The sequence below is a fragment of the Ancylobacter sp. genome (genome assembly GCF_965249975.1).
GTDB lineage: Bacteria > Pseudomonadota > Alphaproteobacteria > Rhizobiales > Xanthobacteraceae > Ancylobacter.
The window spans coordinates 366,297-388,318 of sequence record NZ_CBDFNE010000015.1; the positions used below are offsets into that span (position 1 = coordinate 366,297).

27 protein-coding genes are annotated in these 22,022 nt (G+C 68.2%); 18 read left to right on the forward strand and 9 right to left on the reverse strand.

From position 1 onward, the window contains the following. Nucleotides 1–21: 21 nt before the first annotated feature. The 4 genes from ACP2AH_RS12465 to hemE all read right to left on the reverse strand — a co-directional run bounded on the left by ACP2AH_RS12465 (nt 22) and on the right by hemE (nt 3,591). Nucleotides 22–426: a hypothetical protein gene (locus ACP2AH_RS12465; RefSeq protein ID WP_425106082.1), complete on the reverse strand. Its 405-nt coding sequence runs from the start codon at nt 424–426 to the stop codon at nt 22–24. Nucleotides 427–462: 36 nt separating this feature from the next. After that, complete coding sequence (rho, locus tag ACP2AH_RS12470) at nt 463–1,728, reverse strand: transcription termination factor Rho (protein ID WP_244449942.1); 1,266 nt, start codon at nt 1,726–1,728, stop codon at nt 463–465. Nucleotides 1,729–1,970: 242 nt separating this feature from the next. Next, nucleotides 1,971–2,396 carry a protoporphyrinogen oxidase HemJ gene (gene hemJ, locus ACP2AH_RS12475; protein ID WP_421699000.1) on the reverse strand — a complete coding sequence of 142 codons (426 nt, stop codon included), beginning with the start codon at nt 2,394–2,396 and terminating at the stop codon, nt 1,971–1,973. Between the two features lie 133 nt (nt 2,397–2,529). Continuing rightward, a complete protein-coding gene (gene hemE / locus ACP2AH_RS12480) occupies nt 2,530–3,591 on the reverse strand; it encodes a uroporphyrinogen decarboxylase (protein WP_425106169.1) in 1,062 nt (353 codons plus the stop codon). Between the two features lie 341 nt (nt 3,592–3,932). Here hemE and ACP2AH_RS12485 point away from each other — a divergent pair, with 341 nt between their 5' ends. The 5 genes from ACP2AH_RS12485 to dnaQ are packed head-to-tail and all read left to right on the forward strand — an operon-like array spanning nt 3,933 to nt 7,603. After that, entirely contained in the window at nt 3,933–4,799 is an 867-nt protein-coding gene (locus ACP2AH_RS12485; protein ID WP_307018578.1) for a pyruvate, water dikinase regulatory protein, read from the forward strand. Then, nucleotides 4,792–5,424 (forward strand): Maf family protein, encoded by a 633-nt coding sequence (locus tag ACP2AH_RS12490; protein ID WP_425106083.1) that lies wholly within the window; start codon nt 4,792–4,794, stop codon nt 5,422–5,424. The genes ACP2AH_RS12485 and ACP2AH_RS12490 overlap by 8 nt, the downstream gene beginning before the upstream one ends. Then, complete coding sequence (locus ACP2AH_RS12495) at nt 5,421–6,266, forward strand: shikimate dehydrogenase (RefSeq protein WP_425106084.1); 846 nt, start codon at nt 5,421–5,423, stop codon at nt 6,264–6,266. The genes ACP2AH_RS12490 and ACP2AH_RS12495 overlap by 4 nt, the downstream gene beginning before the upstream one ends. Nucleotides 6,267–6,279: 13 nt before the next feature. Next, nucleotides 6,280–6,909: a dephospho-CoA kinase gene (gene coaE / locus ACP2AH_RS12500; protein WP_425106085.1), complete on the forward strand. Its 630-nt coding sequence runs from the start codon at nt 6,280–6,282 to the stop codon at nt 6,907–6,909. Then, nucleotides 6,902–7,603, forward strand: a complete 702-nt coding sequence (gene dnaQ / locus ACP2AH_RS12505; RefSeq protein WP_425106086.1) for a DNA polymerase III subunit epsilon — start codon at nt 6,902–6,904, stop codon at nt 7,601–7,603. The genes coaE and dnaQ overlap by 8 nt, the downstream gene beginning before the upstream one ends. 43 nt (nt 7,604–7,646) lie before the next feature. Here dnaQ and secB read toward each other — a convergent pair whose 3' ends face one another. Next, entirely contained in the window at nt 7,647–8,111 is a 465-nt protein-coding gene (gene secB, locus ACP2AH_RS12510; RefSeq protein WP_425106087.1) for a protein-export chaperone SecB, read from the reverse strand. A 414-nt stretch (nt 8,112–8,525) separates the two neighbouring features. On the opposite strand from secB, the gene ACP2AH_RS12515 reads away from it, so the two are divergent. From ACP2AH_RS12515 to ACP2AH_RS12530, 4 genes are read left to right on the forward strand one after another with little or no spacing between them, the layout of a single operon-like run. Beyond that, nucleotides 8,526–9,254 carry a Tim44/TimA family putative adaptor protein gene (locus ACP2AH_RS12515; RefSeq protein WP_425106088.1) on the forward strand — a complete coding sequence of 243 codons (729 nt, stop codon included), beginning with the start codon at nt 8,526–8,528 and terminating at the stop codon, nt 9,252–9,254. A gap of 12 nt (nt 9,255–9,266) precedes the next feature. After that, a complete protein-coding gene (locus ACP2AH_RS12520; protein WP_425106089.1) occupies nt 9,267–10,526 on the forward strand; it encodes a murein transglycosylase A in 1,260 nt (419 codons plus the stop codon). Then, a complete protein-coding gene (locus ACP2AH_RS12525) occupies nt 10,526–11,134 on the forward strand; it encodes a Smr/MutS family protein (protein WP_425106090.1) in 609 nt (202 codons plus the stop codon). The genes ACP2AH_RS12520 and ACP2AH_RS12525 overlap by 1 nt, the downstream gene beginning before the upstream one ends. Then, nucleotides 11,131–11,496: a helix-turn-helix domain-containing protein gene (locus tag ACP2AH_RS12530; protein WP_425106091.1), complete on the forward strand. Its 366-nt coding sequence runs from the start codon at nt 11,131–11,133 to the stop codon at nt 11,494–11,496. The genes ACP2AH_RS12525 and ACP2AH_RS12530 overlap by 4 nt, the downstream gene beginning before the upstream one ends. 301 nt (nt 11,497–11,797) lie before the next feature. On the opposite strand, the gene hslU is transcribed toward ACP2AH_RS12530, so the two are convergent. From hslU to hslV, 3 genes are read right to left on the reverse strand one after another with little or no spacing between them, the layout of a single operon-like run. Further along, nucleotides 11,798–13,105 (reverse strand): ATP-dependent protease ATPase subunit HslU, encoded by a 1,308-nt coding sequence (hslU, locus tag ACP2AH_RS12535; RefSeq protein WP_244380371.1) that lies wholly within the window; start codon nt 13,103–13,105, stop codon nt 11,798–11,800. Then, on the reverse strand, nt 13,102–14,190 hold the full coding sequence (locus ACP2AH_RS12540) for a hypothetical protein (protein WP_425106092.1): 1,089 nt from the start codon (nt 14,188–14,190) through the stop codon (nt 13,102–13,104). Before ACP2AH_RS12540 ends, hslU begins: the two co-directional genes overlap by 4 nt. Further along, entirely contained in the window at nt 14,187–14,732 is a 546-nt protein-coding gene (hslV, locus tag ACP2AH_RS12545; protein WP_425106093.1) for an ATP-dependent protease subunit HslV, read from the reverse strand. The genes ACP2AH_RS12540 and hslV overlap by 4 nt, the downstream gene beginning before the upstream one ends. A gap of 146 nt (nt 14,733–14,878) precedes the next feature. Here hslV and hisB point away from each other — a divergent pair, with 146 nt between their 5' ends. The 9 genes from hisB to ACP2AH_RS12590 all read left to right on the forward strand — a co-directional run bounded on the left by hisB (nt 14,879) and on the right by ACP2AH_RS12590 (nt 21,277). Further along, nucleotides 14,879–15,472: an imidazoleglycerol-phosphate dehydratase HisB gene (gene hisB / locus ACP2AH_RS12550; RefSeq protein ID WP_425106094.1), complete on the forward strand. Its 594-nt coding sequence runs from the start codon at nt 14,879–14,881 to the stop codon at nt 15,470–15,472. 18 nt (nt 15,473–15,490) lie between these two features. Then, complete coding sequence (locus tag ACP2AH_RS12555; RefSeq protein WP_425106095.1) at nt 15,491–15,988, forward strand: DUF2628 domain-containing protein; 498 nt, start codon at nt 15,491–15,493, stop codon at nt 15,986–15,988. Further along, nucleotides 15,985–16,647, forward strand: a complete 663-nt coding sequence (hisH, locus tag ACP2AH_RS12560; RefSeq protein ID WP_425106096.1) for an imidazole glycerol phosphate synthase subunit HisH — start codon at nt 15,985–15,987, stop codon at nt 16,645–16,647. Before ACP2AH_RS12555 ends, hisH begins: the two co-directional genes overlap by 4 nt. Next, complete coding sequence (gene hisA / locus ACP2AH_RS12565) at nt 16,644–17,378, forward strand: 1-(5-phosphoribosyl)-5-[(5-phosphoribosylamino)methylideneamino]imidazole-4-carboxamide isomerase (protein ID WP_425106097.1); 735 nt, start codon at nt 16,644–16,646, stop codon at nt 17,376–17,378. The genes hisH and hisA overlap by 4 nt, the downstream gene beginning before the upstream one ends. Nucleotides 17,379–17,404: 26 nt before the next feature. Beyond that, nucleotides 17,405–18,205, forward strand: coding sequence for an imidazole glycerol phosphate synthase subunit HisF (hisF, locus tag ACP2AH_RS12570; RefSeq protein WP_425106170.1), 801 nt, complete (start codon nt 17,405–17,407; stop codon nt 18,203–18,205). After that, nucleotides 18,202–18,537: a phosphoribosyl-ATP diphosphatase gene (locus ACP2AH_RS12575; RefSeq protein WP_421698984.1), complete on the forward strand. Its 336-nt coding sequence runs from the start codon at nt 18,202–18,204 to the stop codon at nt 18,535–18,537. Before hisF ends, ACP2AH_RS12575 begins: the two co-directional genes overlap by 4 nt. A gap of 129 nt (nt 18,538–18,666) precedes the next feature. After that, nucleotides 18,667–19,626, forward strand: a complete 960-nt coding sequence (coaA, locus tag ACP2AH_RS12580) for a type I pantothenate kinase (RefSeq protein WP_244380339.1) — start codon at nt 18,667–18,669, stop codon at nt 19,624–19,626. Between the two features lies 1 nt (nt 19,627). Further along, complete coding sequence (locus ACP2AH_RS12585) at nt 19,628–20,269, forward strand: alpha-ketoglutarate-dependent dioxygenase AlkB family protein (protein ID WP_425106098.1); 642 nt, start codon at nt 19,628–19,630, stop codon at nt 20,267–20,269. Between the two features lie 54 nt (nt 20,270–20,323). Continuing rightward, the gene (locus ACP2AH_RS12590) at nt 20,324–21,277 is read left to right on the forward strand and encodes a hypothetical protein (protein ID WP_425106099.1); all 954 of its coding nucleotides are present in this window, start codon (nt 20,324–20,326) and stop codon (nt 21,275–21,277) included. Between the two features lie 77 nt (nt 21,278–21,354). Here the strand turns inward: ACP2AH_RS12590 and grpE are convergent, their stop codons facing one another. After that, nucleotides 21,355–21,975, reverse strand: coding sequence for a nucleotide exchange factor GrpE (grpE, locus tag ACP2AH_RS12595; protein WP_425106100.1), 621 nt, complete (start codon nt 21,973–21,975; stop codon nt 21,355–21,357). Between the last annotated feature and the right edge of the window lie 47 nt (nt 21,976–22,022).

A 22,022-nucleotide genomic window follows, 5' to 3' on the forward strand; every position in this document is an offset into this window, starting at 1 on the left:
GCCTTTATTGCGAACCCGCAATCAGCGGCGCTGGCGCCGCATTCCCGGACGGTTATCCGTGTCCAGCCGGCTGAACTTCACATTGGCCAGCATCAGCGGCACCACCAGCATGAGCGCGCCGGCGAGGTCCGCCTGCAGCACATAAGCGAGCCCGAGTTCGGCCCGCACCGCCGGCCCGATGACGGGATCGGCGAAATCGGCGATGAGGCTGGCGACGAACAAAGCCGTGGGCAGCCACACGGCGAGGGGAAGCCACCAGCGCCGGCAGGCCATGACCCAGCTGAGCGCGGCGATGCCGATAACGAACAGCCAGAGTTCCGCTGGCGGCGGCTCACGTTCCGCGACGCCGGCCTGCACCGGCAGCGCCAGAAGCAGTGTGAGGGGAAGCGCCATGACGGAAAGCCGGTAGAACTGCCCTGCCCTCATGCCCGCCTCCCCGCGGTCTCGTTTCGGCTTTGCGCCTTAGGTGTTCATGGAATCGAAGAAGTCGCCATTGGTCTTGGTCTGGCGCAGCTTGTCGACCAGGAACTCGATCGCGTCGACCGTGCCCATCGGGTTGAGAATGCGGCGCAGGACGTACATTTTCTTCAAAACGTCGGCCGGCACAAGCAGCTCTTCCTTGCGGGTGCCCGAGCGGGTGATGTCGATCGCCGGGAACACGCGCTTGTCCGACACCTTGCGGTCGAGGATGACCTCGGAATTGCCGGTGCCCTTGAACTCTTCGAAGATCACTTCGTCCATGCGCGAGCCGGTATCGACCAGCGCCGTGGCGATGATGGTGAGCGAGCCACCCTCTTCGATGTTGCGCGCCGCGCCGAAGAAGCGCTTGGGCCGCTGCAGGGCATTGGCGTCGACGCCGCCGGTCAGCACCTTGCCCGACGACGGCACCACCGTGTTGTAGGCACGGCCGAGACGGGTGATGGAGTCGAGAAGGATGACCACGTCGCGCTTGTGCTCAACGAGGCGCTTGGCCTTCTCGATTACCATCTCGGCGACCTGCACATGGCGCTGCGCCGGCTCGTCGAAGGTGGAGGAGACGACCTCGCCCTTCACCGAGCGCTGCATGTCGGTGACTTCCTCCGGCCGCTCGTCGATGAGCAGCACGATGAGGTAGCACTCGGGATGGTTGGTGGTGATGGACTGGGCGATGTTCTGCAGCAGCACCGTCTTGCCGGTGCGCGGCGGCGCGACGATGAGGCCGCGCTGGCCCTTGCCGATAGGCGCCACGACATCGATGACGCGGGCCGAGAAATCCTTGCGGGTGGGGTCTTCGATTTCCAGCTTCAGCCGCTCGTCGGGATAGAGCGGGGTCAGGTTGTCGAAGTTGATCTTGTGCCGGATCTTGTCCGGGTCCTCGAAATTGATCGTGTTGACCTTGAGGAGGGCGAAATAGCGCTCCCCATCCTTCGGGGAGCGGATCTGGCCTTCGACCGTGTCACCCGTCCGCAGGCCGAAGCGGCGGATCTGGCTGGGCGAGACATAGATGTCGTCAGGGCCCGGGAGGTAGTTCGCGTCCGGGGAGCGCAGGAAGCCGAACCCGTCGGAGAGGATCTCGACCACGCCCTCGCCGATGATGTCGGTGTCCTTGGCGGCGAGCTGCTTGAGAATGGCGAACATCAGCTCCTGCTTGCGCAGCGTGCTGGCGTTCTCGACCTCAAGCTCCTCGGCGAACACCAGAAGTTCGGCGGGGTTCTTGGACTTGAGGTCCTGGAGCTTCATTTCCCCCATGGGAAAAGGCCTCGATATCTAAATGTGGACGTAGCCGGCCGGGAAGTCCCGCCGAAACGACAAAAGGTGGGAAGCGCTGGTCTGCGGACCCAGGCCGAGGGGATCGGCTTCTTATCCGGCACACCGTGCGGCATCGGGGAAGATGCCCGCCTGAACGGAGCGACAGCCAGCTTCGTGGAGTTCGCGCACCATAGGCAAAGGCACGATTCGGCGCAAGTGCGCCGCGTGACGCTTTGAACGCGTCAAAACGGCTTTACGATGACCATGATGACGATGCCGATCATCAACAGCGTCGGCACCTCGTTCATGATGCGGTAGAAGCGGGCCGGGCGGACATTGCGGTCGGCGGCGAAATCCTTCACCCAGCGCGACAGCGCGCCATGAAAGCCGCTCATCGCCAGCACCAGCGCCAGTTTCACGTGAAACCAGCCCGACGTGAACCAGCCTCCGTCCCAGGCGAGCCAGAGGCCGGCGAGCCAAGCGACGATCATCGCCGGGTTCATGATCGCCTTGAGCAGGCGCCGTTCCATCACCTTGAAGGTTTCCGATTGCGGCGAACCCTTGGGCGCGTCGCAGTGATAGACCATCAGCCGCGGCAGATAGAGCATGCCGGCCATCCAGGAGATGATGGCGATCACATGCAGCACCTTGATCCACTCATACAGCATGGAACGCCTTCGATCCTCGCCTGGAGCCTGATCCGATCAGGTTGCATCAACCTGATCGGTGAATCAGTCTCTAAAGTATTGATAGAGAACGTTTTACCGATCTGATTGCGATGCAATCGGATCGGAACGTGCTCTAGACGCCGCGAATCCGCGCGATCATCCGCTCGACATGGGCGATCGGCGTTTCCGGGCGGATGCCATGGCCGAGATTGAACACATGCGAGGCGCCGTGGAAATCCGCGAGAATGGCGTCGATGGCGGAATCGAGCGCCGCGCCGCCGGCGATGAGGGTGAGCGGATCGAGATTGCCCTGCAACGCGCATTTGCCGCCCAGCGCATAGCGGGTCGCCTTGCGGTCGGCGGTCCAGTCGAGGCCCACCGCGTTCACCCCCGTCGCCTGCACCATCTCGGTAAGCCCGGACAGCGTCGCCCCCTTGGGAAAGGCGATGATGCGCGCGTTGGGCACTTCCGCCCGCACGGCGGCGACGATGCGGCGGATCGGGTCGATGGACCAGCGGCGGAAGCTCTCAGGGTCCAGCACCCCGGCCCAGCTGTCGAAAATCTGCACCGCATCGGCGCCCGCCTTGAGCTGGCCCACGAGATAACGCGCGGAGGTTTCCACCAAGAGATCGATCAGCGCGGTGAAGAACGCCGGGTCCCGCAGCGAGGCGAGGCGCGCCGGCGCCTGGTCCGGCGTGCCGCGCCCGGCGATCATATAGGTCGCCACCGTCCATGGCGCGCCGCAGAAACCGAGCAGCGCCGTCTCAGCGGGCAGCTCGGCGCGGATGCGGCTGACCGCTTCCAGAACCCGGTCGATCTTGTCCGGGTCGAGCGTCTCGCGCAGCGCCGCCAGTTCCGCGCCAGTGGTGACAGGCACCAGACGCGGGCCCTCGCCGGCCTCGAAGGTCATCGGACAGCCGAGCGCGTGCGGCACGACGAGGATGTCGGAGAAGAGGATCGCCGCATCGAAGCCGAAACGGCGGATCGGCTGCAGCGTCACCTCGACGGCATAGTCGGGCGTGTAGCACAGGGTGAGGAAATCGCCGGCCTTGGCCCGCACCTCGCGATATTCCGGGAGATAGCGTCCAGCCTGGCGCATCATCCAGATCGGGGTGCGGCTGGGCACATGGCCTTCCAGCGCTTGGAGCAGGATCGGCTTCTTCGTCACGCTGGCCCCTGCCGTGGCGCTGTCCATTCCGGCGCTTTCCATCCGCTTGTCCCCTGCCTCTTCATACTTCTTTAAGCACTTTGAATAGAAGGTTGTCTGTGTAGTGAGCAGGGGATTAGAGATGTTCCTCCCCGCCCACAACAGACCCCCAGCCTTGCCGCGGACCGGCCGCGCGCAGACGAATCCAAAATTCAGCCGGTTTAAGGGCTTAAGCGCCGCGTGCGGGGTTATCCACGCAGTTCGCCGCAGGCGCCTTGATAAAGCGCACAGGGTCTCGCCTGTGGAGGAAATCCGGCGCTGTCCCCAGCCCTCCCCTTGCGAACCGTCGAAGGGCGTGGCTTGTTCCCATTCTATGCACAGGCCTGTGGATGAACGGCGTGACTGACGCCAACCGCCCGTCGGAGAGCTACTACCATCTCCATCTCGTCTCGGATTCCACCGGCGAGACGCTGATTAGCGTCGGCCGGGCGGCGGCGGCGCAGTATGACGTGAAGCCGATCGAGCACATTTATCCGCTGGTGCGCTCGCACAAGCAGCTCGACAAGGTGGTGCAGGCGATCGACGAATTTCCCGGCATCGTGCTCTACACGCTGACCGATCCGGAACTGCGCAACCGGCTGAAGACCTATTGCCGCGACCATGGCGTGCCGGTGCTCTCGGTGCTGGCGCCTGTCGTGCAGCTGTTCCAGGCCTATCTCGGCGGCGCGCCGGAGCCGCGCGTCGGTGGCCAGCACCAGCTCGACGGCGATTATTTCCGCCGCATCGACGCGATGAACTTCACCGTGATGCATGATGACGGCCAGCATGTGGACGGGCTGGAAGCCGCCGATGTCGTGCTGCTCGGCATTTCCCGCTCCTCGAAGACGCCGACCAGCATCTATCTCGCCAATCGCGGCATCAAGACCGCCAATATCCCGCTGGTGCCGAGCCTGCCGGTGCCGCCGGGCCTCGCCGAGCTCAAGCGCCCCTTGATCGTCGGCCTGCTCGCCAGTGCCGACCGGGTGGTGGAAATCCGCCGCAACCGGCTGCTCGGGCTGAATGCGGCGCAGACCGCCGACACCTATACCGACCGCGAGGCGGTGGCGGAGGAGATCGCCTTTTCCCGCCGGCTCTGCGCCCGCCATGGCTGGCCGATGATCGATGTCACCCGCCGCTCCATCGAGGAGACGGCGGCGGCGATCATTGCCTTGCTGCAGGAGCGCCGGCGGAAGCAGACCGAGAATCCCAATGGCTGACATGGCGCCCGGAAATCCGTTGTGGCGCGGGGGGGCGCCGCTGGTGCTCGCCTCGAAGAGCGCCGCACGCCGCGCGCTGCTGGAGGCCGCCCGCGTGCCGTTCGAGGCGGTCAACGTCGCGGTCGATGAGCGCGCCATCGAGGCCGAGGCGGTGCGCGATGGCGCCGATCCCGCCACTGTCGCGCTCACCCTGGCGCGGGCCAAGGCGTTGGCGGGGGCGGCGGCGCATCCCGGCCGGCACGTCATCGGTGCCGATCAGACGCTGGCGCTGGGCGACGAGGCGCTGCACAAGCCGGCGGACCGGACGGCGGCGAGGGCGCAGATCGCCCGCCTCGCCGGGCGTACCCATAGCCTGCATTCGGCCGTGGCGGTGGCGCGCGACGGGGAGGTGCTGTGGGCGACCGTGGAGAGCGCGCATCTCACCGTGCGACCGCTCGATGGCGAGGCGATCGAGGCCTATCTGGATGCGGCGGGCGAGGCGGTGCTGTCCAGCGTCGGCGGCTACCAGCTGGAAGGGCTGGGCATTCACCTGTTCGAGCGTGTCGAGGGCGACCATTCGGTGATATTGGGGCTGCCACTGCTGCCCCTGCTCGGCTTTCTGCGCTCCGAAGGACTTCTGCTGTGACCCGTCATGTCGCGATCATCGGCCATCCCGTCAGCCATTCGCGCTCGCCGCTGATCCATGGCTACTGGCTGGCCCAGCACGGCATCGATGGCAGCTACGGCGTCCGCGACGTTCCGCCGGCCGAGATCGACGGTTTTCTCGGCGCTTTCGCCGCCTCCGGCCTCGTCGGCGGCAATGTCACCGTGCCGCATAAGGAAGCCGCCTTCCGCGCCTGCGCGGCGCGTGATGCGGTGGCGGAGGCGCTCGGCGCGGTGAACACGATCTGGCTTGAAGATGGCGCTCTCCACGGGGCCAACACCGATGTGCACGGTTTCCTCGCCAATCTCGACGCTGCCGAGCCGGAATGGGCGCGGGCGCTGGGCGAGGCGGTGGTGCTGGGCGCCGGCGGCGCGGCGCGGGCAATTGTCTATGGGCTGTTGCAGCGCGGCGTCGATCGCGTGGTGGTGGCCAACCGGACGCTGGAACGGGCGCAGGCGCTGCGCGACCAGTTTGGCCCGCGTGTGCTGCCGGTGGAGTGGCGCGACCTCGGTGGGCGGCTGATCGGCTGCCGGCTGCTGGTCAACACCACCTCGCTCGGCATGAAGGGCCAGCCGCCGCTCGATATCGACCTTTCCGCGCTCTCGCCGGACGCGCTGGTGACGGACATCGTCTATGTGCCGCTGGAAACGCCGCTCCTGAGGGCCGCCAAGGCGCGCGGCCTTGCCACGGTGGATGGTCTCGGCATGCTGCTGCACCAGGCGGTGCCGGGCTTCGAGCGCTGGTTCGGCGTGCGCCCGCAGGTGACGGCGGAACTGCGCGCCCTCGCTATCGCCGACCTCAAGGCCAAAGGGCAGTTCGCGTGAGGGGGACGTTCGCGTGAGCCCTCGCCCGCCCTTCCGCCTCGGCCTCACCGGCTCGATCGGCATGGGCAAATCCACCACCGCGCAGATTTTCCGCGAGCTGGGTGTGCCGGTGCACGATGCCGACGCGGCCGTTCATGCGCTTTATGGCGCCGAGGGCGTCGCCCCGGTCGAAGCCGCCTTTCCCGGCGTGACGCAGGGCGGGCGGATCGACCGCACCCTGCTCGGCGCCCGCGTGCTGGGCGATGAGGCGGCGATGAAGCGGCTGGAAGCCATCGTCCACCCGCTGGTGCACGCGCGCGAAAAGGCGTTTCTGGAGGCGGCGGCGGCTGCCGGCGCGCCCATCGCCGTGCTCGACATCCCGCTGCTGTTCGAGACCGGCGGCGAGAACCGCGTCGACGCCGTGCTGGTGGTCAGCGCCCCGGAATCGGTGCAGCGCGCCCGGGTTCTGGCCCGGCCGGGCATGACGGAAGAGAAATTTGCCGCCATCCTTGCCCGGCAGGTGCCGGATGGCGAAAAGCGGCAGCGGGCCGATCATGTGATCGACACCGGCCATGGGCTCGACCGCGCTCGCGCGGCGGTGGCGGCGCTGCTGGACGAGCTGCGGGCACTGCGCGGCGACGAGGAAGGGAAAAGCGATGCGTGAGATCGTGCTCGACACCGAGACCACCGGCCTCAACCCGCTCACCGGCGACCGTCTGGTGGAGATCGGCTGTGTCGAGATCTACAACCGCATCCCGACGGGGCAGGTCTACCATGTCTATCTGAACCCGCAGCGCGACATGCCGGTGGAGGCGTTCAACGTCCACGGCCTCTCGACCGAATTCCTCGCCGACAAGCCGCTCTTCGCGCAGGTGGTGGACGATTTCCTCGCCTTCATCGCCGGCGATCCGCTGGTTATTCATAACGCCGCCTTCGATATCGGCTTCCTCAATGCGGAGCTGGCGAAGGTCGGGCGGCCGGCACTCACCTTCGACCGCGTGGTCGACACGCTGTCCCTGGCGCGGCGGCGGCACCCGGGTGCGTCGAATCGTCTCGATGACCTGATGAACCGCTACGGCATCGACTCCTCCCGCCGCACCAAGCACGGGGCGCTGCTCGATTCCGAATTGCTGGCCGAGGTCTATGCCGAGCTGTGCGGCGGCAAGCAGACGGCGCTGAGCCTGACCATGGTGGAGACGTCGACCACGGTGGTGATCGAGGGACAGGTGGCGGCACCGCTGCAGCGCCCCCGCCCGCTGGCGCCGCGCCGGAGCCCGGAAGAGGCGACGGCGCATGCCGCCTTCATCGCCACGCTGGGCGAAAACGCCATCTGGAACGAGTACACGGCCGGTAGCTGACGCCGCCGGCCGTGTCGTAAAGCGTCGGATGCGGCAAGCCGCGTCAGGAAGCGAGCACGTTGCTCGGCGCCTGCTGGGCCATGCGCTGGCGATACAGCGTGACGAAATCGACCGGGTCGATCATCAGCGGCGGGAAGCCGCCATTGCGCACCGTGTCGGCGACGATCTGCCGCGCGAAGGGGAACAGCATGCGCGGGCATTCGATGAGCACGAAGGGGTGGATGGTCTCCTGCGCCACGTTCTGGGCGCGGAAGATGCCGGCATAGACCAGCTCCAGCGCGAACAGCGTCTTGCCGTTCAGCTCGGCCTTGGCCTCGACGTTCAGCTCGACTTCATATTCGGCGCCGTCGCGCAGCGGCTTGGCGCCGACATTGATCTGGATGCCGATCTGCGGCTGGCCCTTGACGACCAGCGATTCCGGCGCGCCCGGATTTTCGAAGGACAGGTCTTTCGTGTACTGCGTCAGCACCTGAAGCGTCGGCATCTGGGCGTTGTCGGTCTCAGCCATAGGTTTCTCCGTGGGGTTCGCCGGCATCGCCCTCAGGGGCGCCGGCGATGGTGCCGCTGGGTCGGTCGTTCCGCCTCAGCCGGTCTTGCAAAGGGCGGGTGTCGCTAACACGGTTGGGTGCGGCTCACAAGCGCGCGGCACGCTTTGCGCGGCCTCCTGCGGATGTGGGCGACGGCGGCGCTTGGCGGACGCGGCGGCTGTGCTCTACTGTGGCCGGGATGTCAGGTTATCGCCCTGCTGCTCCGCCGAAGTGATGACCCTGCGGCAGGGACGGGGTGGCGAAATCGGCCAGACGTCGTAAATAGGTCATGTCAACCGGCCGGCCCGTCCTTGGAAGGCGCCGCGCGGACACCACATGAGGCACAGTCCCGCGCCGGAACGGCTCCGGCGGGGCCAACAGCGGCGAACTGCGACGTGTTCGATATTTATACGATCATCTTCCTGGCCCTCGCCGTGTTCATCTTCATACGGCTGCGGAGCGTGCTGGGGCAGCGGACGGGGCGGGAGCGGCCGCCTTACGATCCCTATTCGCGCCGCGATGCCGCCAAGGCGCCCGTGGGCGCCTCCGACAAGGTGGTGAATTTCCCCGGCACCGCCACCGACACGCCGGCCGTGCCCGCGCCGGTGGAACCGGTGGAAGACGCCGAGCCCGCCCCGGCGCGCTGGGCCGGCATCGCCGAGGTTGGTTCGGCCGTGGCCAATGGCCTCGACGCCATCGCCGCGCAGGAGCGCGAGTTCGACGCCAAGCACTTCCTCACCGGTGCCCGCGCGGCCTATGAGATGATCATCGTCGCCTTCGCCAATGGCGACCGCGCCAGCCTGAAGGACCTTCTGGCGCGCGACGTGTTCGACGGCTTCAGCGCCGCCATCGCCGAGCGCGAGCAGCGCGGCGAGAAGATGGAAACGCAGTTCGTCGGCATCGAGAAGGCCGAGATCATCGAAGCTGAGGCGCGCGGACGCAGCGCGCAGATCACCGTGCGCTTCCTCTCGCAGCTGATCTCCGTCACCCGCGACCGCAATGGCGGCGTGGTGGACGGCGATCCCGAGCAGGTTGCCGACGTGACCGATGTGTGGACCTTCGCGCGCGAACTTGGCGCCCGCGACCCCAACTGGAAGCTGGTCGCCACCGAAGCGGCTTCGTGAGAAGATGACGGGGTGCGCACGCCTCTCGTCCTCCCCGCTCTTCTCCTCGTTCTGACCGGCGCCCTCGCCGGCGGGGGCAGCGGCGCGCAGGCCGCCCCTGCCCCGCTGTTTCCGCAGGCGGTGCTGGAGCCGACCCGTTTCGCCGACCTGCCCGGCTGGGCCGGTGACGACCACGCCAAGGCGCTCGCCACCTTCCGCCGCAGTTGCACGGCGCTCACCCGCAAGCCGGACCTCGTTCGTCCGCCCCGCCCCGTCTTCACCGCCTTGCGGCCCATCTGCGCCCGTGCGGCGCGGTTGCCGAAGCAGCCGGGCGAGGCGACGGCGCGAAAATTCTTCGAGCGCGAATTCCGTCCCTACATCATCACCGCGCTGGACAAGCCGGACGGCTTCCTCACCGGCTATTACGAGCCGGAAGTGGAGGGGTCGCGCACCCGCTCCGACGTGTTCGCCACGCCGCTCTATGCCCGGCCGCGCGACCTCATCATCGAGACCCCGCCGGGCGGCGGGCCGCCGACCAACAAAAGCGGCGCCTTCCGCGAGGTGGACGGCCGGCGCCTGCCCTATTTCGACCGTGCCGCCATCGAGGACGGGGCGCTGGGCGACCGGGCGGAGGTGGTGGCGTGGATCCGCGATCCCGCCGACGCCTTCTTCGCCCATATTCAAGGATCGGTGCGGGTGCGCCTGCCCGATGGCGAGGTGCTGCGGCTCAATTATGACGGCCATAACGGCCAGCCCTACACGCCGATCGGCCGGCTGCTGATCGAACGCGGGCTTGTGCCGCGCGAAAAGATGTCGATGGACGCCATTCGTGGCTATATCGCCGCCCATCCCGACGAAGGGCGCGCCTTGATGCGGCAGAACCGTTCCTATGTCTTTTTCCGCGTCGCCCGCGAACTGACCGCCGAGGACGGCGCCGTGGGCGCGCAGGGCCTGCCGCTGACCGCCGGGCGCTCGCTCGCCGTCGACAAGGCGATCCATGTCTACGGCACGCCCATTTTCCTCGACGCCGCGCTGCCGACCGGGCCGGACGGTGCGTCCGAGCCCTTCGAGCGGCTGATGATCGCGCAGGACACCGGATCGGCCATTATCGGCCCGGCGCGCGGCGACATCTTCTTCGGCGCGGGGCCTGAGGCGGGGACCATCGCCGGCCGGGTGCAGCATCCCGGCCGCTTCGTCCTGCTGCTGCCGCGCGCGCTCGATCCCGCCCGCGCCCGCGTGCCGCTGCCGAGGCCCCGGCCGGCGATCCCCGCTGCGCTGTCGGAGACGCCGTGATGGCGGGCAGCGATTCAGCCGGGCGCAGCCGCCGGCGGCGGCCGCTCGACGCCGAGGAAAAGGCGCTGTGGGAGCATGTGACCCGTTCCATCAAGCCGATCCGCCCGGTGAAGCGCGCCGCCCTCGCCAAGGCCGAGGCCGGCGGCGTGGTCGAAGCGCCGCCCGAGGCTGCCGCCGTGGCCGCCGCCAAGCCGGCCAAGGCCGTGCCCGCCGTCCCCAAGGTGCCGCCGAAGCCGCCGGCCCCGCCGCCGCTCGCCCCGCTGGAACCGAAGCTGCGCCGCCGGCTGTCGCGCGGGGTGGAGGTGGATGCGCGGCTGGATCTGCACGGCATGACCCAGGCCGCGGCGCATGGCCGGCTGATCGGCTTTCTGCGCGCGGCGCAGGGGGAGGGCCACGGGCTGGTGCTGGTGATTACCGGCAAGGGCGAGGCGATGAGCATGCTCGCCGGCGAGGGCGGGCGCGGGGTGCTGCGCCGGCTGGTGCCGCAATGGCTCGGCGCGCCGGAGCTGCGCACCATCGTGCTCGGCTTCGAGACCGCCGGGCGCGGCCATGGCGGGGAGGGCGCGCTCTATGTGCGGGTGCGGCGCCTGCGCGGAGGCCGGCTGTGACCCCCTTCGGCCGCCGCTTGCGTGAACTGCGCGCCGAGCGCGGGGTGACACTGAGCCAGATGGCCGAGGCGATCGGCGTTTCCGCCGCCTATCTCTCCGCCTTGGAACATGGCAAGCGCGGCCAGCCGACCTGGCTAATGCTCCAGCGCATCATCGCCTATTTCAACGTGATCTGGGACGAGGCGGAGGCGCTGCAGGTGCTGGCGGAGCTTTCCGACCCGCGCGTGGTGGTGGACACGTCCGGCCTCTCGCCCGAGGCCACCGAGCTGGCCAATCTTCTCGCCCGCGAGATCGCCACCCTGCCGCCGGAAGCGGTGGCGGAACTGCTTGGCCGGCTCAAGATCCTGGGACGGCCGGGGTAGCGGTGCGGTGGACCTGCGTGCTTCGAGACGCGGGGCAATGCCCCGCTCCTCAGCATGACACCCCTCGTCATCCTGAGGTGCTCGCGGAGCGAGCCTCGAAGGACGCAGAACATCGCCGATCCCATTCCTGCTGGGCATGTGGGGCGCCTTCCGAGCCAACGCCGGTTTAGCCACCTGCGTGCTTCGAGACGGCAGGCTCCGCCCGCCTCCTCAGCATGACGGGGGTATTTCCAGCGTCACTATCCGACTGCCCGTTTCACGTGAAACGCTGAGTCGGCTCAGCACTCGTTCCGGTGCCGAATCAGAGGATGTAGCGGCTCAGATCCGTGTTGCCGGCGAGGTCGGCGACGCGGGAGCGGACATAGTCGGCATCCACCACCACTCGGTCGCCGGCGCGGTCCGGCGCGGTGAAGGACAGATCGTCCAGCACCCGCTCGATCACCGTCTGCAGCCGCCGGGCGCCGATATTCTCCACGCTTGCGTTCACCTGCACGGCGATGTCGGCAATGGCCGCCACCGCGTCCTCGGTGATGATGAGTTCCACCCCTTCCGTACCCATCAGCGCCACCGACTGCTTGACGAGGCTGGCCTCGGTCTCGGTGAGAATGCGGGTGAAATCCTCGCGGGTCAGCGCTTCCAGCTCGACCCGGATCGGCAGCCGGCCCTGAAGTTCGGGCAGCAGGTCCGACGGCTTGGAGACGTGGAAGGCGCCGGAGGCGATGAACAAGATGTGGTCGGTCTTCACCGCCCCGTGCTTGGTGGAGACGGTGGTGCCCTCGATCAGCGGCAGCAGGTCGCGCTGCACGCCCTCGCGCGACACGTCCGCTCCCCCGCGCCGCTCAGAGCCGGCGATCTTGTCGATTTCGTCGAGGAAGACGATGCCGTTCTCCTCCACCGAGCGGATGGCTTCCTGCACGATGGCGTCCTGGTCGATCAGCTTGTCGGCTTCTTCCGAGAGCAGCAGCGGATGGGCGTCCTTCACCGTCACCCGGCGCGGCTTGGAGCGGCCGCCGAAGGCCTTGCCCAGCATGTCGCCGATGGAGACCGCGCCCATCTGCGCGCCGGGCATGCCGGGAATCTCGAACATCGGCATGCCCTGATTGCCCGAGGCGATCTCGATCTCGATTTCCTTGTCGTCCATCAGCCCGTCGCGCAGCTTCTTGCGGAAGCTCTCGCGGGTGCCAGATGAGGCGGTGGCGCCGACCAGCGCGTCGAGCACCCGCTCCTCGGCGGCGAGATGCGCCTTGGCCTCGACGCCCTTGCGGCGCACCTCGCGCACCAGGCCGATGCCGATTTCGACGAGGTCGCGGATGATCTGCTCGACATCACGCCCGACATAGCCGACCTCGGTGAACTTGGTCGCTTCCACCTTGAGGAAGGGCGCGCCGGCCAGCTTGGCGAGGCGGCGGGAGATTTCCGTCTTGCCGACGCCGGTGGGGCCGATCATCAGGATGTTCTTCGGCAGCACCTCCTCGCGCAGCTGCCCTTCCAGCTGCTGGCGGCGCCAGCGGTTGCGCAGGGCGATGGCGACCGCGCGCTTGGCCTTGTGCTGGCCGACAATGTAGCGGTCGAGCTCGGAGACGATTTCGCGGGGCGAGAAGCTGGTCATGACGATGAGGCGTTCCGCGTCGAGAGAGAAACAGGGGGATGGGGCAGGCGCTGCGCCAGGCGGGCCGGCAGGAGCGCGAGCACGCCGCGACGCAGCGGGTGCCAGAGCGCGCTCAGCAAGAGGATGAGGGCGCCGAGCACCAGCAGGCTCAGCGGTGTCGAGCTCTTGGTAAAGCCGGTCACCTCGATCAGCGAGGCGAAGGCGACGCCGGCATAGGAGAGGCCGGAAGCCAGCAGCGCGCGGCGGTCGATCAGCACCGCGACCACGCCGAGCACGGTGAACACCGCCAGCACCGGCAACGCGCCAGCCACCCCGGGGCTACCGTCCGGCCCGATGAAGCCGTGGATGAGCGGATGCACGATCAACGGCGCCGCCAGCATATGCAGCCAGAAGGCGATGTCGGTGCGCCGGGTGAGCCGCTGGGGGTCGCTCAGGTCGAAACGCATGGCGAGGGCGAAGATGCCGAGGCCGCAGGCCACGAGCAGGGGGTTGATAACCACGTTGAAGGCACCGGGCGCCGCGGCAGCCGCAACGCCCACCACGATCGCGACGACCGCGGCAGCGGTGGCGGCAAGGGCGATCGGCACCCTGAAACGCCAGTAATGCAATATCGTGGCAGCCAGCGCCCCAAGCCCGCCCAGTGGCGTTGTGAGCGGGTATTGGCTGAACCAACGCTCATTGGGGAGAAAGGGCATGTTGTCGCCCAGACATGCGGACACCGCGTAGAATACCGATCCGCAGAACACCACCAGCAGCACGATGCTGGGCAGGGCCATGCGCTGCACGCGGGTGAAGAATTCCGCCAGCAGCCAGCTGGCCGCGGCGACCACCACCCACGCAACGGCAGTCCCCAGCGTATCGCCGAAATAGCCCAGCGCACCGAGGAACAACGCCAGCCCGATGGTGACGAAGATGTCGCCGAAGCCGCCGACGAGGCGCAGCCGCTCGTCGTCGTCCGGCGGCGGGAGGGGGGCGGCGGTGCTCGGTGCCAGCTCGGCTTCCAGGGCGCGCAGGCGCTCGGCCTGTTCCGGCGAGATGATGCCGCGCTCGACCGCAGCGAGGACGGTCTGTTCTGAGAGGGTCACCCGATCGTCTCCACAACCACATTATGGTTGGTGTAGATGCAGATGTCGGCGGCGATGGCGAGGCTCTTGCGCACGATGGCCTCGGCGTCCTTGCCACTGTCGGCGAGCGCGCGGGCCGCCGCCAGCGCGAAGCCGCCGCCCGAGCCGATGGCGGCGATGCCGTTCTCCGGCTCCAGCACGTCGCCAGTGCCGGTGAGCACCAGCGTGACGTTGGCGTCGGCGACGATCATCATCGCTTCCAGCCGGCGCAGATAGCGGTCGGTGCGCCAGTCCTTGGCGAGCTCGACACAGGCGCGCTGCAACTGGCCGGGATACTGTTCCAGCTTGGCTTCCAGCCGCTCGAACAATGTGAAGGCATCCGCCGTGGCGCCGGCGAAGCCGCCGATCACGTCGCCCTTGCCCAGCCGGCGCACCTTGCGGGCGTTCGACTTCATCACCGTGTTGCCGAGCGTCACCTGCCCGTCGCCGCCAATGGCGACGCGCCCGTCGGCGCGGACGGAGACAATGGTGGTGCCGTAGATCGTGTCGGGGGAATGGGTCATGAAGGGCTCCGGTCGAGGCCCCTTACTTAAGGCCTCACTGCGCGGGCGCAACTCGCCGCGCGCGCGGCTGGCTGCTGTCATGCGTGCATATGGCATAGCACCCGCATAGCTGCTAAGAGGCGCGCTCTTTCCGGGAGCCCTTTGCCATGCGCACGGCCAGCATCACCCGCGCCACCAAGGAAACGCAGATCCGCCTCTCCGTCGATCTCGACGGCACGGGGAAGGCATTGATCGCGACCGGGGTGGGTTTCTTCGACCATATGCTGGACCTTCTGGCCCGCCATTCGCGCATCGACATGGAGATCGAGGCCAAGGGCGACCTGCATATCGACTTCCACCACACGGTGGAGGATGTCGGCATCGCGCTCGGCCAGGCGGTGAAGGCGGCGCTCGGCGATATGCGCGGCGTCACCCGCTATGCCAGCCTTCACCTGCCGATGGACGAGACGCTGACCCGCGTCGCGCTCGACATTTCCGGCCGGCCCTTCCTCGTGTTCCGCACCGAGTTCGCGGCGGCGAAGATCGGGGAGTTCGACACCGAGCTGGTGCGCGAATTCTTTCAGGCCTTCGCCATCAATGCCGGGCTGACCCTGCATGTGGAGACTCTCTATGGCGCCAACGCGCACCATATAGCGGAGAGCTGCTTCAAGGGTCTGGCCCGTGCGCTGCGCGCGGCAGTGGCCATCGATCCGGCGGCGGCGGGGGAAATCCCCTCCACCAAGGGCAGCCTCGGCGGCTGACAGGGCAGGAACGGCGGCATGGCGGTCTGGACGGTTTTCGAACCCGAGGAGGCGGAGACGCGGCGCAGCACCCAGCAATGGGCGGACGGCTTCGTCTTCGTGCCCGAACGCCTGTCCTGGAGCGCGCTGCTCTTCGCCCCGCTGGTGTTGCTGCGCCACCGCCTGTGGCTGGCCCTGCTCGGTTATGCGGTGCTGCAGGCGGCGGTGATCCTCGCTGTCAGCGTGCTCGACCTGCCCGACCGTGCGCTGGTGCTGCTGCTGGTCGGCAATAGCGCCGTCGCCGTGGGCCTGCCGGGCCTGCGGCGGTCAAAGCTGACCGCGCAGGGCTATGAGGAAGCGGGCTGCGTGGTGGCGCCGAAGCTGGAAGCCGCCGAACAGCGCTATTTCGACGCCCGGCTCGGCGACGTGGCCGCGCCGCGTCCGTTCCTGCCGCCGATGGGCGGCGCCCGTGCCCATGCCGGGGCGCGGCCGGCCGAGGCCGGCGTGCTCGGCCTGTTTCCGGAGGCGTCCCGATGACCCCACCCGCCCCCGTCGCCTTGATCGACTACGGTTCCGGCAATCTCCATTCCGCCGGCAAGGCGCTGGAGCGCGCCGCGCGCGAGGGTGGCAGCGGCAAGGCCGTGCTGGTCACCGCCGACCCCGACGTGGTGCGCCGCGCCGACCGCATCGTGCTGCCCGGCGTCGGCGCCTATGCCGATTGCCGGCGCGGCCTCGACGCCATCCCCGGCATGGTGGAGGCGCTGACCGAGGCGGTGATGGAACGGGGCCGCCCGTTCCTCGGCATCTGCGTCGGGCTGCAATTGATGGCGACGCGCGGGCTGGAGCATGGCGAAACCGCCGGGCTCGGCTGGATCGACGGCGACGTGGTGAAGATCGAGCCGGCCGATCCGGCGCTGAAGATCCCGCATATGGGCTGGAACTCGCTCGATGTGGCGCGTGCCCACCCGATCCTTGACGGCATTCCCACCGGTGCGGACGGGCTCGACGCCTATTTCGTGCATTCCTACCACCTCAAGGCCGCGCGCGCGGCGGACGTGATCGCCACCACCTCCTATGGCGGGGCGATCACCGCCATGGTCGGCCGCGACAACATCGCCGGAACGCAGTTCCATCCCGAGAAGAGCCAGCGCCTCGGCCTCGCCCTTCTCGCCAATTTCCTGAAGTGGGCGCCGTGATCCTCTTTCCCGCCATCGATCTCAAGGAAGGCAAGTGCGTGCGCCTGCAGCAGGGCGACATGGCACGCGCCACGATCTTCAACCACGACCCCGCCCAGCAGGCGGCGCAGTTCGAGGCCCAGGGCTTCCGTTATCTGCACATCGTCGATCTCGACGGTGCCTTCGCCGGTGCGCCGGTGAACGCGGCGCCGGTGGAGCGCATTCTCGAAGCCGTCACCATGCCGGTGCAGCTCGGCGGCGGCATTCGCGACATTGGCCGGGTCGAGGACTGGCTGGCCAAGGGCATCACCCGCGTCATCCTCGGCACGGCGGCGGTGCGCGACCCCGCCTTCGTCAGGCAAGCGGCGCGGCGCTTTCCCGGCCGTGTGGCGGTGGGGCTCGACGCCAAGGACGGGCGCGTGGCGGTGGAAGGCTGGGCCGAGACCTCGGACCTCACCGCGCTGGAACTGGCGCAGCGCTTCGAGGATGCCGGCGTCGCCGCCATCATCTACACCGACATCGCCCGCGACGGGTTGCTGAAGGGCCTCAATATGGAGGCGACCATCGCGTTGGCGGAGGCCATTTCCATTCCGGTCATCGCCTCGGGCGGGCTCGCCTCGCTCGACGACGTGAAGGCGCTGATGGAGCCGCGCGCGGCGAAGCTGGAAGGCGCCATCACCGGAAGGGCGCTCTATGATGGCCGGCTCGATCCGCGCGCCGCGCTGGCGCTGGTGGCGGGGCTGGCGGCATGAGCGACGCAGCCGCCCGGGGGGAGTCCATGCTGAAGGTCCGCGTCATTCCCTGCCTCGACGTGAAGGACGGCCGGGTCGTCAAGGGCGTGAAGTTCGTCGATCTGCGCGACGCCGGCGATCCCGTGGAAGCGGCCAAGGCCTATGACGCCGCCGGGGCGGACGAGCTCTGCTTCCTCGACATCACCGCGAGCGTCGAGGCGCGCAGCACGCTGATCGATGTGGTGAGCCGCACCGCCGAACAGTGCTTCATGCCGCTGACCGTCGGGGGCGGCGTGCGCACGGTGGAGGACATCCGCGCGCTGCTCAACGCCGGCGCCGACAAGGTGTCGATCAACACGGCGGCGGTGAACCGGCGGGAGTTCGTGCGCGAGGCGGCGGAAAAGTTCGGCGAGCAGTGCATCGTCGTCGCTATCGACGCCAAGAAGGTTTCCGCCGAGGGCGAGCCCGACCGCTGGGAGATCTTCACCCATGGCGGGCGCAACCGCACCGGCATTGACGCCGTGGAGTATGCGAAGGAGGTCGTCGCGCTCGGCGCCGGCGAGATCCTGCTCACCTCCATGGACCGCGACGGCACCGGCGAGGGCTTCGACCTGAAGCTGACGCGCGCCATTTCCGATGCGGTGAAAGTGCCGGTGATCGCCTCCGGCGGCGTCGGCACGCTCGATCACCTCGTGGATGGCATCCGCAATGGGGGGGCCTCGGCGGTGCTGGCGGCCTCGATCTTCCATTTCGGCACCTTCACCATCGGCGACGCCAAGGACGCCCTGGCGCAAGCCGGCCTGCCCGTCCGGCGCGGTGGCGCCGACATTGAGGAGACCGGCCGATGAATGCGACGCCCGCCCGCGTTACCCTCGAAGAGCTGGCCGCCATCGTCGCCCGCCGCGCCGCGGCCGAGGGTGAGCCGTCCTATACCCGCACCCTGCTGGCCAAGGGCGTCGCCAAATGCGCGCAGAAGCTGGGCGAAGAAGCGGTGGAAACGGCACTCGCCGCCGTCGGCACCGATACGAAAGCGGTCATTTCCGAAAGCGCCGATCTTCTCTACCATCTTGCCGTGCTGCTTCAGGCGCGCGGCGTGTCGCTGGATGACGTGTATGCGGAGCTCGGCCGCCGGACGAACCAGTCCGGCCTGGAGGAAAAGGCGTCCCGCCCCAAGGGCTGAGGGCGCCTTCCCCTTGTTTCCGACGGCGGTTCTCCGGCCGGCGGCCAGTATCCTGCCTTCAACTAAGGTGGTATACGGTCGACCAACGCCCGGCGCTTTGAATGTCCGGGCGAGCCGGGAAACGCTACCATGGACCTGAAGCTCGACGGGGCGGTGCTGTCGCCTTTCCGTCAATTCAGCCGCGCCGAATGGGCGGCTTTGCGCGCCGACACGCCCCAGCCCTTGAAGCCGGACGAGATCCAGCGGCTGCAGGGTCTCAATGACCGGCTGTCCCTCCCCGAGATCGAGGAAATCTACCTGCCGCTCTCGCGCCTGCTCTCGATCTATGTCGGGGCGACGCAGAAGCTGTTCCGGCAGATGCAGAAGTTTCTCGGCCCCGAGCAGAACGGCAAGATGCCCTACATCATCGGCGTCGCCGGCTCGGTGGCGGTGGGCAAGTCCACCACCGCCCGCGTGCTGCAGGCGCTGCTGGCGCGCTGGCCCAACACGCCGAAGGTCGCGCTGGTCACCACGGACGGCTTTCTGCTGCCCAATGCCATTCTCGAACAGGAAGGGCTGATGGGGCGCAAAGGCTTCCCGGAAAGCTACGACCTGCCGGCGCTCCTGCATTTTCTCACCGACATCAAAGCCGGCCGCCGGCCGGTGCGGGCGCCGCTCTACAGCCATTTCGACTATGACGTGACGCCCAATGCGGCGATCGAGGTGGACCAGCCCGACATCCTCATCGTCGAGGGGCTGAACGTGCTGCAGACCAGCCGCCCGCCAAAGGATGGCAAGGGCATTCCCTTCGTCTCCGACTTCTTCGACTTCAAGGTCTATATCGACGCCGACGAGACCATTCTGGAGCGCTGGTATGTCGAGCGCTTCATGCGGCTGCGCGAGACCGCCTTCCGCGATCCCAAAGCCTATTTCCACCGCTATTCCAGCCTCACCGGCGCGGAGGCGGACGCCACCGCCCGTGCCATCTGGCGCTCGATCAACCTGGTGAACCTGCGCGAGAATATCCTGCCCACCCGCCAGCGCGCCGACCTCATCCTGCGCAAGGGCGGCGACCATGAGGTCGAGGCGGTGGCGCTGAGGAAGCTCTAACATGACGACGGCGGTCGACATCGTGCCCGGCTGCCGCTACTGGCCGGGCTGGCTCGACCGCGAGGGGCAGGAAGCGCTGGCGGAAGAGCTGCGCGCCGTCCTCGCTGCGGCGCCGCTGTTCACCCCGCTCATGCCGCGCACCGGCAAGCCCTTCTCCGTCCGCATGTCCAATTGCGGGCCGCTCGGCTGGGTGTCGGACGTGTCCGGCTATCGCTACCAGCCGACCCATCCCGAGACCGGCCAGCCCTGGCCGCCCTTCCCGCCTATGCTGATCCGCGCCTGGGACGCGCTGGCGGGCGCTGATCTGGCGCCGGAGGCCTGCCTCATCAACTGGTATGGGCCGCAGGCGCGGATGGGGCTGCATCAGGACCGCGACGAGGAGGAGTTCGCGGCCCCGGTTCTCTCGCTCTCGCTCGGCGACGCCGCCTTGTTCCGCATCGGCGGCACGGCGCGCAGCGACCCCACCCGCTCGCTCCGCCTCGCCTCCGGCGACGCGCTGCTGCTGGCAGGGCCGGCGCGACCGGCCTTTCACGGCATTGACCGCATCTATCCCGGCACTTCGACGCTTCTGAAGCAGCCGGGACGCATCAATCTGACGTTACGGCGGGTACACAGGGCGGGCACGAGCGAAATTCGGCCTTGATGAATGCGCAGAAAGGGCGAAGTTACAGCCGCCTTGAGATTTGAAGGATTGCGAATGCGCCTTGTTGCCCGCCTTGCCGCCGCTGCCTTTGTCCTGGCGGCGCTCGCCCTTCCCGCCGCCGCCCAGCCGGTATTCGTCAATGACGGCACGATCGGTCTGGTGCCGCCGGAGGGTATGGTGCCCGTGCCCGGCGTGCCCGGATTCCAGGATCGCGCCGCCAGCGCCTCGCTGCTCGTGCTGGAAATGCCCAAGCCCGCTTATGAGGAGATCACCAAGAGCTTCGCTGCCAAGGAGCTGGAGAAGCAGGGCGTGACGGTGGAGGAGCGGCGCGACGTGACGCTCGCCGATGGTGTGCCGGCCGTCCTGCTCAAGGGCTTCCAGACCGTGGGCGCCGGGGCGCTGAAGAAATGGATCCTCATCGCCGGCGGCAAGGACCAGACCGGCATGATAACCGTGCAGTTCCCCGAGGCTTCCAGCAGCCGCTATCCCGACGCCAAGGTCGAGGAGGCGCTGAAGACGGTGGTGTTCCGCGCGCCCCCCAGCACCGAGGAAATGCTCGCCAAGCTGCCCTTCACGCTTGATCAGCTGAGCGGCTACAAGGTGATGAAGGTGATCGGCAACAATGCGGTGCTGCTCACCAAGGTCGATGCCGCTCCGGCGGACAAGGGCGAGCAGCAGTCCCAGTCCTTTTTCATCGTCGCCGTCGGGCCCGGAGAAATCCGCGAGGACGAGCGCGAGGCGGTGGCCAAGCGGGCGATCGCCAGCGTGCCGGGCATCAAGGAACTGCGCGTCGAGCGCGGCGGCCCGCTGCGCGTCGGCGGCCAGCCCGGCTATGAGCTGATCGCCAATGCGGTGGACCAGCAGAGCGGCGCGCCGGTGAAGGTGGCGCAGTGGCTCAGCTTCGGCCGCAGCGGCTATCTGCGCATGGTCGGCGTGGCGGCGACGGACAATTTCGATGCCGACTACACCGCCATGCGGGCCGTGCGCGACGGCGTGACCCTGCGCTGAGCCTCCGGACCAACCACAAAAAAGGGCCCCGCCGGGGCCCTTTTTCATGTCGGATGGGCCGGCGCGCGGAGCCCGGCTCAGTTTCCCGCCGGCGGGGCGTCCGTGGGCGCTGCCTTCGGCCCGCCCTTGGAGACGCCGACCAGCGCCGGGCGCAGCACGCGCTCGCCGAGCTTGTAGCCGGGCTGGATGACCTGAACCACGGTGCCGGACGGCACCTCGGTGTTCGGCACCTCGAACATCGCCTGATGCATGTTCGGGTCGAACTTCGTCCCTTCCGCCTCGATGCGCGCCACGCCGTGCTTGGACAGCGCGTGCAGCAACGCGCGGCCGGTCAGGTCGATGCCTTCCAGCAGCGTCTTCAGCGTGCCGTCGGCCTTGGCACGGGCCTCGGCGTCGATGGCGCCGAGCGCGCGCTCGAAATCGTCGGCCACGGTGAGGATGTCGCGGGCAAAGCCGGTGATGCCGTAGACCTTGGCGTCCGCCACCTCGCGCTCGGCGCGGCGGCGCACATTGTCGGCCTCGGCGAAGGCGCGCAGGAACTTGTCTTTCAGCGCGGCGATCTCGGCCTCGAGCTGTTCCTTCTCGGCGGCGAAGGCGGCAGCGAGGTCGTCCGGCGCGCCCGCAGCGCCGTGCTCGGCGTCGACAGTCTGATCACCCGTTTCGGGCTGGTCAGCCGGAGTGCGGTTTGCGTCGCTCATGAATACCTCGTCGAACAATGAATCCGTCCCGGCGGCAGGGCCGCGCG

What these genes read in the sequence shown, in the direction of transcription:
- hslU (WP_244380371.1), bottom strand. Translation starts at nt 13,105, where the DNA reads ATGACCAGCTTCTCGCCCCGCGAAATCGTCTCCGAGCTCGACCGCTAC.
- ACP2AH_RS12490 (WP_425106083.1), top strand. Translation starts at nt 4,792, where the DNA reads ATGGCTGACATGGCGCCCGGAAATCCGTTGTGGCGCGGGGGGGCGCCG.
- ACP2AH_RS12590 (WP_425106099.1), top strand. Translation starts at nt 20,324, where the DNA reads ATGCGCCTTGTTGCCCGCCTTGCCGCCGCTGCCTTTGTCCTGGCGGCG.
- ACP2AH_RS12525 (WP_425106090.1), top strand. Translation starts at nt 10,526, where the DNA reads ATGGCGGGCAGCGATTCAGCCGGGCGCAGCCGCCGGCGGCGGCCGCTC.
- secB (WP_425106087.1), bottom strand. Translation starts at nt 8,111, where the DNA reads ATGGCTGAGACCGACAACGCCCAGATGCCGACGCTTCAGGTGCTGACG.
- grpE (WP_425106100.1), bottom strand. Translation starts at nt 21,975, where the DNA reads ATGAGCGACGCAAACCGCACTCCGGCTGACCAGCCCGAAACGGGTGAT.
- ACP2AH_RS12575 (WP_421698984.1), top strand. Translation starts at nt 18,202, where the DNA reads ATGAATGCGACGCCCGCCCGCGTTACCCTCGAAGAGCTGGCCGCCATC.
- hslV (WP_425106093.1), bottom strand. Translation starts at nt 14,732, where the DNA reads ATGACCCATTCCCCCGACACGATCTACGGCACCACCATTGTCTCCGTC.
- ACP2AH_RS12555 (WP_425106095.1), top strand. Translation starts at nt 15,491, where the DNA reads ATGGCGGTCTGGACGGTTTTCGAACCCGAGGAGGCGGAGACGCGGCGC.
- ACP2AH_RS12465 (WP_425106082.1), bottom strand. Translation starts at nt 426, where the DNA reads ATGAGGGCAGGGCAGTTCTACCGGCTTTCCGTCATGGCGCTTCCCCTC.
- hemJ (WP_421699000.1), bottom strand. Translation starts at nt 2,396, where the DNA reads ATGCTGTATGAGTGGATCAAGGTGCTGCATGTGATCGCCATCATCTCC.
- hisH (WP_425106096.1), top strand. Translation starts at nt 15,985, where the DNA reads ATGACCCCACCCGCCCCCGTCGCCTTGATCGACTACGGTTCCGGCAAT.
- hisB (WP_425106094.1), top strand. Translation starts at nt 14,879, where the DNA reads ATGCGCACGGCCAGCATCACCCGCGCCACCAAGGAAACGCAGATCCGC.
- rho (WP_244449942.1), bottom strand. Translation starts at nt 1,728, where the DNA reads ATGGGGGAAATGAAGCTCCAGGACCTCAAGTCCAAGAACCCCGCCGAA.
- ACP2AH_RS12485 (WP_307018578.1), top strand. Translation starts at nt 3,933, where the DNA reads ATGAACGGCGTGACTGACGCCAACCGCCCGTCGGAGAGCTACTACCAT.
- dnaQ (WP_425106086.1), top strand. Translation starts at nt 6,902, where the DNA reads ATGCGTGAGATCGTGCTCGACACCGAGACCACCGGCCTCAACCCGCTC.
- hemE (WP_425106169.1), bottom strand. Translation starts at nt 3,591, where the DNA reads ATGGACAGCGCCACGGCAGGGGCCAGCGTGACGAAGAAGCCGATCCTG.
- coaA (WP_244380339.1), top strand. Translation starts at nt 18,667, where the DNA reads ATGGACCTGAAGCTCGACGGGGCGGTGCTGTCGCCTTTCCGTCAATTC.
- ACP2AH_RS12585 (WP_425106098.1), top strand. Translation starts at nt 19,628, where the DNA reads ATGACGACGGCGGTCGACATCGTGCCCGGCTGCCGCTACTGGCCGGGC.
- hisF (WP_425106170.1), top strand. Translation starts at nt 17,405, where the DNA reads ATGCTGAAGGTCCGCGTCATTCCCTGCCTCGACGTGAAGGACGGCCGG.